Here is a 12,581-nt window from a genome sequence, read left to right on the forward strand (position 1 = left end):
GGGACGGCCTTGGTCACCACGCAGTCCTCAGCCTGCGGCGCGGTTCCTGTCCCCGGTCGTCCGGGGCTCGTAGAATGCCGGGCATGCCGGCCACTTGCGAAAGCCCTCGTCTCCACGTTGTCGCGTCTGTCGCGCTGCGCGGGCGAGGGCTTTCTCTGTTCAACCATACGGAGTGCGGGTGATGCGCGGCCTGTTGATCGGTCTGGCCCTCGTGCTGCTGGCCCTGCAATGGCCCCTGTGGCTGGGCGAGGGGAGTTGGCGCGATGTGCGCGATCTGCGCGAGCAGGTCGCGCAACAGCAAGCCGCAAATGCCGAGCTGGAACAACGCAACCAGGCCCTGGAGGCCGAGGTGCGCGATTTGCGCGGCGGTACCGCGGCGGTCGAGGAGCGCGCGCGTCGCGATCTGGGGATGATCCGCGAGGACGAGATCTTCTTCTTCGTGGTGGGCGAGGACGAGCCCACGAGGCTGCAGGTCGAGCCGCTACCGGGCCCGGCTGGAGAGACCGATCCGGGCCCGGACGCGCAAGTCCCGGAGGATGCGGAGCCCGCCACCGACACCCTGCCACCCGAGGACCCCTTTGATGGCTGACGCGGAACACGTGCCGACTCGGGAGCCAGCGTTCTGGGCGTTGATCCCTGCGGCTGGCATCGGTCGGCGCATGGGATCCAACCGTCCGAAGCAGTACCTGACACTCGGATCGCACACAATCCTGTCCCACACCCTGTCGATCTTTCTCGAACACCCGCGGATTCGCGGGGTGGTTCTGGTACTCGGTCCAGACGTCGACCCGGATGCCCTGGACCTGCCGCTGGCCGGCGGGCGGCTGTTCCGTGCGGCCGGAGGGGCGGAGCGCGCGGATTCGGTCCAGAACGGGCTCGATTTCCTTGCCGAACGGGCGCACGAGGACGACTGGGTACTGGTGCATGACGCGGCACGACCCTGTCTGCCGCTAGCGGATGTGGACCGGCTGCTGCACGAGTTGCGTGACGATCCGGTGGGGGGGCTGCTCGCCAGTCCCAGCACCGATACCATCAAGTGGAGCGATGGTGCCGGGAAGGTCGAACGGACGCTGGATCGCGAACGGGTCTGGCGGGCCCTGACCCCGCAGATGTTCCGGCTGGGCATGCTCCGAACGGCCAACGCGCAGGCGCGTGCCGAGGGGCATCCGGTGACGGACGAGGCCAGCGCCATCGAGTTCCTGGGCCAGGCACCCCGACTGATCGAGGGCTCCCCGATGAACATCAAGATCACCCGCAGCGAAGACCTTGAGCTCGCTCGCCTGTATCTGATGCAGCAGGGACGCCTGGAAGGCGGGTTTCGCGCATGAGCGGCTTGCGGATTGGCCAGGGCTTCGACGTACACGCCTTCGGCGAAGGCGACCACTTGGTACTCGGTGGCGTTCGCATCCCGTTCGAGCGTGGATTCGTCGCCCACTCGGATGGGGACGTGCTGATCCACGCGGTGTGTGACGCCCTGCTGGGCGCGGCGGCGCTGGGGGATATTGGCCTGCACTTTCCGGATACCGATCCGGCGTTTCGAGGGGCGGACAGCCGCGTCCTGCTGCGGGAGACGCTCGAACGAGTGGCCGGGGCCGGCTGGCGCCCGGTCAACATCGACACCACGGTGATCGCGCAGGCGCCCAAGCTTGCACCGCATGTGCGCGCGATGCGTGAGAACCTGGCAGCCGATACGGCACTGACAATCGCCGATGTCAGCGTGAAGGCGACGACTACCGAGCACCTCGGTTTTGCTGGGCGCAAGGAAGGGGTGGCGGCCCAGGCCATTGTGTTGCTCGAACCGGCTTCGGGGGTGATGCGGGTATGACTTCGGCGAAGCGGGTAGAACCCGGCATCCTGCGTCTGCATCACGCAAGCCTGGTGATTGCGGACACACGGGTGGCGGCGACCTTTTACGGGGAGCAGCTCGGCCTGGTGCCACTGGAACGCCCGGATCTCGACTTTCCCGGTCTGTGGTATGACCTGGGGAGCGGACAGGCTCTGCATCTGTTGCAGGTGCCGAACCCCGATCCGACCGAGCGCGGCGTGCGCTGCGGTCAGGACCGTCATCTGGCGTTGCGCGTCCGTGGCCTGGAGGTGCTGGCAGCGCGTCTTGAAGGGGCGGGGATTACCGTGGAGCGCAGTCGTTCCGGACGCCCGGCCGCATTCGTTCGCGATCCCGATGGCAACGCCATCGAGCTGATCGAGGAAGGCGTCTGATCCCGGACCCGGGGGCCGGTCACGAACAAGCGACCCTGCACCCGTTGCGGGGCCATCCTTCTCCACGGAACGGATCGTGGGATCACCGGATCCAGCCCCAAGCCTAGCTGGGTGGCCCGCGACGCCATCCATAACGACCTTGGCTCCCAAAGCCCCTTCACCGCAGCCGTAACGAACCGAAGAGCCGTGGTTTTCTGCATGGGTGCGAGACAGCGGGTCGGGGCTCGTTCCACGCAGTGAGATCCCGGATAACCGCTGCGCGGTTCCCGGGATGACGAAAGCGGTAGGTGGCGGGGGATGCAAGTATCACCGGTCGGGTGATCTTCCTCGGCGTCATCCCGGCCGCAGCGGAGCGAAGAGCCGGGATCTCCGGCGCGGGTGCCAGGCAGCAGGTCTTGGTCCACGCGGTGAGATCCCGGCTAACCGCTGCGCGGTTTCCGGGATGACGGAGAGGGGGATTCGCGCGAGGAACTTGCGGGATGCTGGGCCGGCTCGAGCTCAGTCCATGCTGGCCGGTTCGGCGGCGAGCTGGCCGGACTGGTAGTCGCTGATGGCCTGTTCGATCTCGTCGGAGGTGTTCATCACGAACGGGCCGTAGTGGGCGATCGGTTCGCCCAGCGGCCGCCCCTTGAACAGCAGTACCCGGGCATCCTGCTGCGCGATCAGGTGGATCTGGGTGTGGCCGTGCCAGACGCCCAGTTGGCCCGTGCCGAGGCCGGTCAGCTCGCCGTCGAACACGTAGGCCAGCACACGATCCTCCAGTTGCACCGCAAGCGACAGGCGATAGCCGGCCGGTAGTGTGAGGTCGGCCATGGCGGCGCCTTCGCCGATCTGCGGCAGCGCGCCTTCGGTGTCCCCGGCGCTGGTCTGCCAGGAGCCGGCAATGGCCTTGAAGCGCAGCGAATCGTCGTCTTCCGGCAGGTGACGCATCGCGTCGGCGCGTACGTCGCGGTAGCGCGGCGGGTCCATCTTGCGCGCGGCGGGCAGGTTTACCCAAAGCTGGAAGCCGTGCAGGCCGTCCGCGTCCAAAAGCGGCATCTCGGAGTGGATTACGCCACGCCCGGCACTCATCCACTGGGCCTCGCCGGCCTCGACGCGGCCCTGGTTGCCCATGGAGTCCTCGTGGGTGAGCCCGCCATGGACCAGGTAGGTCAGCGTCTCGAAACCGCGGTGCGGGTGCGAGGGGAAGCCGCCGATGTAGTCCTCCTGGGCGCTGGCGTTCAGTTCGTCCAGCATCAGGAAGGGATCCAGCCCGCCACTAAAATCATGGATGCGCCGAATCTTCACCCCGGCCCCGTCCTGGGTGGGATGAGAGGTCTTCACGCTGTCCGGCGGTGTCGGGTTCATGGCGTTCTCCTTCGCAACAGATCTGCACCATACCGACCATGAAACGAAAAGAAAATTGCATCGTTTCCCGTCATGGGGCGTTCTGTCAGGTGGCCGAAAGCTCCCAGGAATCGGCGAACATCTCCAGGCTTTCGATGAAATCGGGATCGTGTTCCTGGCGATTGATGGTCAGGTGCAGGATGACGGCGTGGGCGGCGGGCGGATGACCCGTGGTCAACGTCCAGGCGAGGCCATTCGGGCATTCCGGAAGGGAAAAGCGAACGCCACCGTTGATGACTTCCCGATGGACGCGAAACTCGCCCCACAGGCAGTACACGACGCCGGCATCCGGGCCCTCGTCGGCGATCAGCGTATCGATCGCGCCGCTGGCGTCGGGTAATGCGGGCACGGTGAGGCTTCGTTGCAGGCTTTCGGCATCCAGATCGGAATGCAGGGTGCGGAAGAATTCCATGGGGACTACTCGTTGCGCGGCAGGAAGACGGGCAGGCCGTCCACCTCGCCCACGCTCAGGCGTTGGTTGTACAGGCGCTCCAGTGCGCTGGGCACCAGCATGGTGGCCGTGGGGCCCCAGCACGCCTGTCCGTCAGGGAATAGCAGTAGCAAGTGATCGCAGTAGCGCGCCGCGAGGTTGACGTCGTGCAGGACCAACACCGCGCCTCGGTCTTCCTGACCGACGATGGACTGCACGCGGTTGAGCACGGCCACCTGATGATGCAGGTCCAGCTGGCTGGTGGGTTCGTCCAGCAGGAGCAGGCTGGGGTCCTGCGTCAGCACGGTCGCGATTGCCAGGCGCTGGCGTTCCCCGCCGGACAAGGTGTCCACCATGCGGTCCTCGAGGTCGGCGAGATCCATCGCCGCGAGTGCCGCCCGGGCGCGGGCGTAGTCCTCGGAAGATTCGATATCCCAGGGCCGCAGATACGGGTGGCGTCCGATCAGGGCCGTCTCCAGCACCGTGGCGGGAAAGCCGTCGTGGTGGGTCTGGAAGACCAGGCCCAGGCGACGGGCCAGTTCCGCGCGGGCGAGGGTCGCAATGGATTGTCCCTTGACCTTGATGGTTCCGGCACGCGCGGCCCGCAGGCCGGCGAGGGTCTGCAGGAGGGTGCTCTTGCCGGCCCCATTCGGCCCCAGGATGCCCCAGCACTGGCCCGGATCCACCGTCAGGTCCAACGGCGATCCGGGCGGCCGCTCGGGCACGTCGATGACGAGCTCATGCGTGGCGAGCAGGGTCTTGGGCCCCGGTTCCTGGTGGACGCTGCGCGCGCCCAGGCCCAGCGTGTCGTGTGGCTGGGTCGCTGCGGGGGCGGGGGAAGGCGTACGCGGCATCAGCGGCTCCGGTAGAGCAGGAACAGGAACACCGGGACACCCAGCATCGCGGTGATGACGCCCACCGGCAATTGTTCCGGGGCAATGATCGTCCGGGCCAGGGTGTCGGCCAGGGTGAGGAGGATGCCCCCGCCCAGGGCCGAGGCCGGGAGGATCACGCGCTGGTCGTTGCCAAAGATCAGACGCAGCATGTGTGGCACGATCAGCCCGACAAAGCCAACCGCGCCGACCTGGGTGACTGCGGTCGCGGTGATCAGGGCCGCCACCACATAGATCGTCCATTCCACCGGGCGTACGGCCACTCCGAGGGCCGCGGCCTGCATGGGCCCGCGCGCCAGGACGTTCAGGGTGCGGCCAAATGGCAGGGCGAGCAGCGCGACGACCACGAGTACGCCCCAGGCCGGGTAGGGGTTGCGGGCATGGGAGACGTCGCCCATTAGCCAGTACAGCATGCCCGGGAGCTCCGCAGTGGGGCTGACCGCGAGGATGAAACTGATCATCGCGCCCCAGCCGGCGGCCACCACGACACCGGTCAGCAGCAGGCGGGTCGGGGTCCAGCTGCCCGTGCCGTGGGCCAGGCCGAACACCAGAATGGTGGACAGCAGGGCGCCCACGAAGGCCGCGGCCGAGACCGAGAACATGGACAGCCCCGCGAGCATCGCCAGCAAGGCGCCCACCGAGGCACCGCCAGAGAGCCCCAGCACGTAGGGATCGGCCAGTGGATTGCGTAGCAGAACCTGCATCAGCGCTCCGGCCAGGCCCAGCAACCCGCCGGCGGCGAACGCGGCCAGCGCGCGCGGCAGGCGCAGATCCAGTACCAGGGTGCTGTGCAGTCGCGAGGCCTCGCCGAAGAAGACACTCAGGAGGTCAGGGAACGGAATCTGCACGCTGCCGTAGGCCAGTGCCACCAGAACGGAGAGCACAGACGCGGGCAACAGCACGCCCAGGGCCAGGAGGAACGAACGGGTCAAGCGGTAGCCCTCCGCTCCAGGCGGACGAAGCGGTAGGTTGCCGGAACGGCGGGAGCGCTGCCTTCAGCGCACGTACCACGCTCCTTCATTGGTGTCCCGCGATATCCTTTCCGGGAGACTGCGAGGCGGACCGTCATGGTCATGGGGCGGAACGGCGGGCGCGGGCGCGTTCGAGTTCTTCGCACATCAGGGCCGTGCCTTCCGCGATGCGTCCGGTATGGCGTTGCAGGAGCGAAGGGGGAATGAAGAACAGATTGTCGCGCTGGACCGCGGTCAGGTCCTCCCATTGGCCCCAGGCGACCACCCAGTCGGGACGGTCCTCGCCCATGCCGCCGCCGATGATGACCTCGGGGTCGGCATCCAGTACGGCTTCGCGCCCAATGCGTGGCACCAGGCGGTCGAGATCGCCGAACACGTTCACGCCGCCACACACGGCGATGGCCTCGGCGATCAGGTGGTCGTCATTGACCGTCATCAACGGTTGCTCCCACACCTGATAGAACACGCGAATCGGGTCCCGGTCACCGTACGTGGCGCGGAGCGCGTCCATTCGGCCCAGGAAGTCCTCTGCCGCGGCGTCGCCCTGGTCATGCGTGCCGGCGAGCGTGGCCATGCGCCGCATGCTCGAGGCCACACCCTCGAAGCTGCGTGGTTCCGATACGTACACCGGCAGTCCCAGTTCGCGCAGGCGTTCGACCTGGGAGGCGGAGTTGCCGCTCTTCCACGCGATCACCAGATCGGGGTCCCTTTCCAGTACCCGTTCCAGGTCAATCCGGCTGTAGCCGCCAATCCGCGGGATGGCCTCCGCCTCGGGCGGATAATCGCTGTACTGCGTTGCGCCCACGATGCGGTCCCCCGCACCCACGGCAAACAGCACCTCGGTGATGTGCGGCGCCAGGCTGACGATGCGCTCGGCAGGCTGCTCCAGATGGACCTCGCGGTCATCGTCGTCGGTGACCGTGATTGAGTCCGCCATTGCGATCAGCGGGGTTGAGAGCAGGCCCAGGAGGCAAGCGAGAAGTGGAGTTCGGGAAGTCCAAAATTGCATGATTTTACAGTCGCATTGGATTGGTTGTTCAAGCGCCTTCGAGCCGGCTGGGGAGCCGCCACCTGGCGCTGGACTAGCGGGGCATCATAGCAGCAAGCCTGGGGCGCCTCGGAGCGTCAATTGGTCGGCAGTGGGCTTGCCGCGTATGATTGGCGCCTTGCTACCAGGTGCCCGGGCGACTGATCGCGCGGGTTAAACGGGAAGTCGGTGCAGGCGCGAGATCCTCCGCAGCCCCATTCCGACGCTGCCCCCGCGACGGTAAGCGAGTGGGTTCGAGGGGTGCTTCCGCAGGCCGCTCGGACCTCGACAAGTCGAAAGCCACTGGGCCGAACGCGGCCCGGGAAGGCGACTTGCCGCCCCGGGTTGCCGGGGCCTCGCGAGCCCGGAGACCGGCCTGGACGATGTTTCTGCGACCGCGCGGTGGGCGAGGGTCGGTAGGTGCGGGCCCCTGTGGCCACACCCCGATCCCTCTGCATCCGCGTCGTGTCCCCCTGACGGTAAGCCGATGCAGTCCGAGTTGCCCGCCAATGAGAACCCTTCCTGCCCGGGCGCTGATGCCGGGGGTTCGGGGTTTGCCCAAGATGAGCTTGCGGCCGTCTATCGCGTGATCGCGGAACGCCGGGATATGCGCCATTTTCGGCCGGACCCGGTCGATCCAGCGGTGTTGCGGCGGCTGCTCGAGGCGGCGCATCGCGCGCCGAGCGTGGGCTATATGCAGCCCTGGCGCTTCCTGCGCATTACCGACCCAGCGGTGCGCGAGGCGCTCCACGCCCACGCGGCGGAGGAACAGGCGCGCACCGCCGAGGCCTGTGGCGAGCGCGCGGCCGACGTGCATCGCTTGAAGCTGGAGGGCATCCGCGAGGCGGGCGAGTTGCTGGTCGTGGCCCTGACCGATGGCCGCGAGCGCTACGTGCTCGGCCGGAGGACCCTCCCCGAGATGGACCTCTGTTCGGCCGCGTGTGCGATCCAGAACCTGTGGCTGGCCGCCCGCGCCGAGGGCCTGGGCATGGGCTGGGTCTCCCTGTTCGATCCGGACTGGCTGGCCAACCGGCTGGAGATGCCCGAGGGCGGGTACCCCATTGCCGTGCTGTGCCTCGGGCATGTCGAGCGCTTCTATGACCGGCCGATGCTGGAAACGGCGGGCTGGGACACCCGCCGCCCCTTGGAAGACCTGGTGTTCCAGGATCGCTGGGGTGCGCCGTGCGAGCTGGCCTTGCCCACGGTTGTGCGGGAATCCGCCGCGCGTCCGGATGGGCCATCCGGGGGTGGCAACACATGAGTACCTTTCTGATCCTGATCGGAGCCCTGATCCTGGACCGACTGTTTGGCGACCCACGGCGGTTCCATCCGCTCGCCGGATTCGGCCAGCTCGCGGCCTGGGCCGAATCCCGCTGGCATGCGCCGAGTCGTGTACGCGGAGCGCTCCTTCTCGCGGCGCTGGTCCTGCCCTGGGTGGTGCTGGCCGCACTGGGCACCTCGTTGGCCTGGGGCTGGCTTCTGACGCTGGCGATCCTGACGCTGGCGATTGGCTGGCGCAGCCTGGACGAGCATGCGGAGGTGGTGGCCGAGGCCCTGGAAAAGGATGACCTGTCTGGGGCGCGCACCGGCGTCGGCATGCTGGTCAGTCGCGACACGGCGGCCCTGGACGAGCGTGGGGTGAGTGGCGCGACCATCGAGTCGGTGCTGGAAAACGGCAACGACGCACTGTTCGCCACGATCTTCTGGTTCCTGGTGGCTGGCGCGCCGGGCGTGGTGGCCTATCGCCTAGTGAACACGCTGGATGCGATGTGGGGCTATCGCAATGACCGGTTTCGCTCGTTTGGCTGGGCCGCCGCGCGCCTGGACGATGCCATGAACCTGATCCCCGCCCGCCTGACGGCACTGGGCTATGCCCTGGCCGGTCGTGGCCGGGACGCGCTGCAGTGCTGGCGCGAGCAGGCCGCCGGCTGGAAGAGCCCGAATGCGGGGCCGGTGATGGCCGCAGGGGCGGGTGCGCTGGGCGTGGTCCTGGGCGGAGCGGCGCCCTATGGCGGGCAGCGCGAGTGGCGACCCCGTCTGGGGATGGGCCGCATGCCGGACGCGGCGGGCATTCGCCAGGCGATTACGCTGCTGGATCGTGCGCTGGCCATCTGGATGGCCTTCATTGTGGCCGGGGTGATTGTCGTTGTCCTGTTCTGAGGCCCAATCGATGCAGACGCCGGAGCCGCAGGCACTGATCCAGGTGCACGGGGGCGGTATCCGCCAGGCGGCCGCGCGCTACCGGATCCCCGAGGCCGACTGGCTGGATCTCTCCACGGGCATCAACCCGCATGGCTACCCCGCGGGCGAGCTGCCGCCAGGGGTCTGGGCGCGCCTGCCGGAACCGGACGACGGCCTGGAGGCCGCAGCCGCCGCCTATTACGGGACCGGGGCGCTGCTGCCGGTGCCCGGTTCCCAGGCCGCGATCCAGCTGCTGCCCGCGCTACGGGAAGGCCCTTCGCGCGTGGGCATCCTCGAGCCCAGCTACAACGAACACGCCCGGGCCTGGCACGGGGCCGGGCATGACGTCGTCCCGCTGGGTGGGGATTCGATTGAGGCCGCATTGCCCGGCCTGGACGTGCTGGTGCTGGTCAACCCCAATAACCCGACCGGACAGCGGTTTGACCGCGCGGACCTGCTGGCGTGGCATGCGACCCTGGCCGCGCGCGGCGGCTGGCTGATCGTGGACGAGGCGTTCATGGACGTGACACCCGAGGCGAGCCTGGCGACGGACGCGCCGCGCGAGGGTCTGGTGGTACTGCGCTCGCTGGGCAAGTTCTTTGGCCTGGCCGGGGCGCGCGTGGGATTTGTCATCGCGGAGGACACGCTGCGCACGCGACTGGCCGCCCGGATGGGCCCGTGGGGTCTTGCCGGACCGTCCCGCTGGATCGCCACCCAGGCGCTGTCGGACCGGGCCTGGCAGGCCGAGACACGCGGCATGCTCCAGGCACGTGGTCAGCGCCTGGCGGACTTGCTGCGCGACCAGGGGCTGGAACCCGCCGGCGGCACCGCGCTGTTTCAGTGGTGCCGCGTGGACGATCCCGCAGGCTGGCAGGATCACCTGGGCGCGCAGGGCATCCTCGTGCGGCGGTTTGATGAGCCGGGCAGCCTTCGTTTTGGCCTGCCGGGGCAGGAATACGAATGGAAGCGCCTGGAACAGGCGCTGGGGGCGTCCTGATGGGTACGACGCTGATGGTGCAGGGCACGACCTCGGATGCTGGCAAGAGCGTGCTGGTCGCGGGGCTGGCGCGCGTGCTGCATCGGCGGGGGCTGTCGGTGGTGCCGTTCAAGCCGCAGAACATGGCGCTGAACAGCGCGGTCACGGCCGATGGTGGCGAGATCGGGCGCGCCCAGGCCCTGCAGGCCGCGGCCTGTGGCCTGGACCCGCATACGGACATGAACCCGGTACTGCTCAAGCCCAGTTCGGACCAGGGCGCGCAGGTGATCATCCACGGCCGCCCGGCGGCGGAGCTGGATGCCCGGGCCTACCACGACTACAAGCCAGTGGCGCGCGAGGCGGTGCTGGCATCGCATGGCCGCCTGACCGCACAGTACGACCACGTCCTCGTGGAGGGCGCCGGATCGCCGGCGGAGATCAACCTGCGTGCCGGCGACATTGCCAACATGGGCTTTGCCGAGGCGGTGGACTGCCCGGTGATCCTGGTCGCGGATATCGACCGGGGCGGGGTGTTCGCGCACCTGGTGGGCACGCTGGCGCTTTTGAGCGAGACGGAGCGCGCCCGGGTGCAGGGCTTCGTGATCAACCGCTTTCGCGGCGATATCGGTTTGCTGCAACCCGGCCTGGACTGGCTGGAACAGGAGACCGGCAAGCCGGTGCTCGGCGTGATTCCGTACCTGCACGGGCTTTATCTGGATGCCGAGGACGCCCTGCCGCGCGAGGCGATGCCTTCGACGCCCGCGGACGCGCTGAAGGTGGTCGTGCCGGCACTGCCGCGCATCTCCAACCATACGGATTTCGATCCGCTGCGCCTGCATCCGGCAGTGGACCTGCGCTTTGTCGGTCCAGGCGAAGCCCTGCAACCGGCGGATCTGGTCATCCTGCCGGGCTCGAAGTCCGTGCGCGCCGATCTCGCCTGGTTGCGCGAACAGGGCTGGGAAGAAGCGTTGCAGCGGCATGCGCGCTATGGCGGAAAGATGCTGGGCATCTGCGGCGGTTTCCAGATGCTGGGGCGTGCCGTGCACGATCCCGATGGGGTGGAGGGCCAGTCGGGCTCCACGCCGGGGCTGGGCTGGCTGGATATCGAGACCCGGCTCGCACCCGAGAAGCACCTGGAGCGGGTTCGCGGAGATCGCGTACTGGACCGAGAAGCCGGCGTAGAAGGTTACGAGATCCATGCGGGCGTGACGACCGGTCCGGGCCTGGAGCGGCCGCTACTGCACCTGGAACACGGCCCGGATGGCGCGCGTAGTGCGGATGACGCGGTGGCCGGCACCTATGCCCACGGCGTGTTCGATACATCGGACGCCGCCCAGGCCTTGCTGCACTGGGCGGGTATGCGCAGCGGGATGGAGACCGGCGAAGACCTGGCAACGGCGCGGGAACGCGGCCTGGAGCGCCTGGCCGATTCTCTGGAAGAACACCTGGATATGAATTACATACTGACCCTTCTGCAAGCCGAGACGAGGGAGCCAGTCGCATGAAGACCCTGGTACTGGGTGGCGTGCGCTCGGGCAAGAGCCGGCTGGCAGAACAACTGGCGGCGGCCAGCGGCCTGCCCGTGACCTACGTGGCGACGGCGCGCGCGGACGATGCCGAAATGGCGCGCCGGATCGAACGCCATCGCGCCGACCGGCCCGGAGACTGGGGCCTCGTCGAGGCGGGCACGGGCTTGGCCCGGTCGCTGGAGCAGGCCGCGGGACCCGAGCAGTGCCTGCTGGTGGACTGCCTGACCCTGTGGCTGACCCAGCTACTGTGCACCGATGACGAGGGCCGGATCGAGCGTGAGCGCGAGGCCCTGATCGAGACGGTTCCGCGCCTGCCGGGCACGTTGGTGTTCGTCTCCAACGAAACCGGCATGGGGATCACGCCCATGGACGCACTGTCCCGCCGCTTTGCCGACGAGGCCGGCTGGCTCCACCAGCGCTTGGCCCCAACAATGGACCGCGTCGTCCTCACCGTCGCCGGCCTCCCGCACGTCCTGAAGGGAGACCCGCTGTGACAGGCCGGCATACAAGCATTCCGCCCGCCAGGCACATAGACAAGCACGCCGGCAGGCCGGCACCACCGCAGTATCCCGACCCCAACCGTCACCCCTGCCACCTAACCCTCGTCATCCCGGAAACTGCGCAGCAGTTATCCGGGATCTCCACCGTTGGCAGGTGGCACGGACGTCGGGGGTATCCCTGGCGTGGGGAGATCCCGGCTCTCCGCTTCGCTGCGGCCGGGATGACGGGAAGTGGTTGGCGAAGACGGGCAATGGATGGCTGGGATCGGGGAAGTAATAGGCCGGCATGACAGTTGGGTGGGCGGCGAGGAGCCTTGGTCCACATGTTCGGATGTCCCCCCCAACGTCGTCATCCCGGAAACCGCGCAGCGGTTATCCGGGATGACGACGTGGGAGGATGGCGCAGACGTCGGGGTATCCCTGGCGTGGCAGATCCCGGCTCTCCGCTTCGCTGCGGCCGGGATGACGGAC

General features: G+C 68.2%; 14 protein-coding genes and 1 riboswitch. Of the genes, 9 read left to right on the forward strand and 5 right to left on the reverse strand.

All coding sequences use genetic code 11. From position 1 onward, the window contains the following. The first annotated feature begins 181 nt into the window (after positions 1-181). Genes ftsB through D575_RS0109075 form a run of 4 tightly spaced genes read left to right on the forward strand, consistent with a single transcriptional unit; the run spans position 182 to position 2,217 of the window. On the forward strand, positions 182-589 hold the full coding sequence (gene ftsB, locus D575_RS0109060) for a cell division protein FtsB (protein WP_018145600.1): 408 nt from the start codon (positions 182-184) through the stop codon (positions 587-589). Continuing rightward, complete coding sequence (ispD, locus tag D575_RS0109065; protein WP_019571334.1) at positions 582-1,328, forward strand: 2-C-methyl-D-erythritol 4-phosphate cytidylyltransferase; 747 nt, start codon at positions 582-584, stop codon at positions 1,326-1,328. Before ftsB ends, ispD begins: the two co-directional genes overlap by 8 nt. Then, positions 1,325-1,825 (forward strand): 2-C-methyl-D-erythritol 2,4-cyclodiphosphate synthase, encoded by a 501-nt coding sequence (ispF, locus tag D575_RS0109070; protein WP_018145602.1) that lies wholly within the window; start codon positions 1,325-1,327, stop codon positions 1,823-1,825. Before ispD ends, ispF begins: the two co-directional genes overlap by 4 nt. Next, on the forward strand, positions 1,822-2,217 hold the full coding sequence (locus D575_RS0109075) for a VOC family protein (protein WP_018145603.1): 396 nt from the start codon (positions 1,822-1,824) through the stop codon (positions 2,215-2,217). Before ispF ends, D575_RS0109075 begins: the two co-directional genes overlap by 4 nt. A 498-nt stretch (positions 2,218-2,715) precedes the next feature. On the opposite strand, the gene D575_RS0109080 is transcribed toward D575_RS0109075, so the two are convergent. From D575_RS0109080 to D575_RS0109100, 5 genes are all read right to left on the reverse strand, one after another. Then, a complete protein-coding gene (locus tag D575_RS0109080) occupies positions 2,716-3,564 on the reverse strand; it encodes a pirin family protein (RefSeq protein WP_018145604.1) in 849 nt (282 codons plus the stop codon). Positions 3,565-3,649: 85 nt separating this feature from the next. Beyond that, positions 3,650-4,015 carry a hypothetical protein gene (locus D575_RS0109085; protein ID WP_018145605.1) on the reverse strand — a complete coding sequence of 122 codons (366 nt, stop codon included), beginning with the start codon at positions 4,013-4,015 and terminating at the stop codon, positions 3,650-3,652. Between the two features lie 5 nt (positions 4,016-4,020). Next, positions 4,021-4,887, reverse strand: a complete 867-nt coding sequence (locus D575_RS0109090; RefSeq protein ID WP_018145606.1) for an ABC transporter ATP-binding protein — start codon at positions 4,885-4,887, stop codon at positions 4,021-4,023. Next, on the reverse strand, positions 4,887-5,858 hold the full coding sequence (locus D575_RS0109095) for an iron ABC transporter permease (RefSeq protein WP_018145607.1): 972 nt from the start codon (positions 5,856-5,858) through the stop codon (positions 4,887-4,889). The genes D575_RS0109090 and D575_RS0109095 overlap by 1 nt, the downstream gene beginning before the upstream one ends. A gap of 139 nt (positions 5,859-5,997) precedes the next feature. After that, positions 5,998-6,834, reverse strand: coding sequence for a cobalamin-binding protein (locus D575_RS0109100; RefSeq protein ID WP_018145608.1), 837 nt, complete (start codon positions 6,832-6,834; stop codon positions 5,998-6,000). Between the two features lie 220 nt (positions 6,835-7,054). Further along, positions 7,055-7,319, forward strand: a riboswitch (cobalamin riboswitch). 92 nt (positions 7,320-7,411) lie between these two features. Between D575_RS0109100 and bluB the strand changes: the two genes are divergently transcribed. Genes bluB through cobU form a run of 5 tightly spaced genes read left to right on the forward strand, consistent with a single transcriptional unit; the run spans position 7,412 to position 12,104 of the window. Then, positions 7,412-8,185, forward strand: a complete 774-nt coding sequence (gene bluB, locus D575_RS0109105) for a 5,6-dimethylbenzimidazole synthase (protein ID WP_018145609.1) — start codon at positions 7,412-7,414, stop codon at positions 8,183-8,185. Beyond that, a complete protein-coding gene (gene cbiB, locus D575_RS0109110) occupies positions 8,182-9,084 on the forward strand; it encodes an adenosylcobinamide-phosphate synthase CbiB (RefSeq protein WP_018145610.1) in 903 nt (300 codons plus the stop codon). The genes bluB and cbiB overlap by 4 nt, the downstream gene beginning before the upstream one ends. A 10-nt stretch (positions 9,085-9,094) precedes the next feature. Next, entirely contained in the window at positions 9,095-10,102 is a 1,008-nt protein-coding gene (gene cobD / locus D575_RS0109115; RefSeq protein WP_018145611.1) for a threonine-phosphate decarboxylase CobD, read from the forward strand. After that, a complete protein-coding gene (locus D575_RS0109120) occupies positions 10,102-11,586 on the forward strand; it encodes a cobyric acid synthase (protein ID WP_018145612.1) in 1,485 nt (494 codons plus the stop codon). Before cobD ends, D575_RS0109120 begins: the two co-directional genes overlap by 1 nt. Next, entirely contained in the window at positions 11,583-12,104 is a 522-nt protein-coding gene (gene cobU / locus D575_RS0109125) for a bifunctional adenosylcobinamide kinase/adenosylcobinamide-phosphate guanylyltransferase (RefSeq protein ID WP_018145613.1), read from the forward strand. The genes D575_RS0109120 and cobU overlap by 4 nt, the downstream gene beginning before the upstream one ends. The last annotated feature ends 477 nt before the right edge of the window (positions 12,105-12,581 follow it).

The sequence above is a fragment of the Thioalkalivibrio sp. AKL6 genome (assembly GCF_000376905.1).
GTDB lineage: Bacteria > Pseudomonadota > Gammaproteobacteria > Ectothiorhodospirales > Ectothiorhodospiraceae > Thioalkalivibrio > Thioalkalivibrio versutus.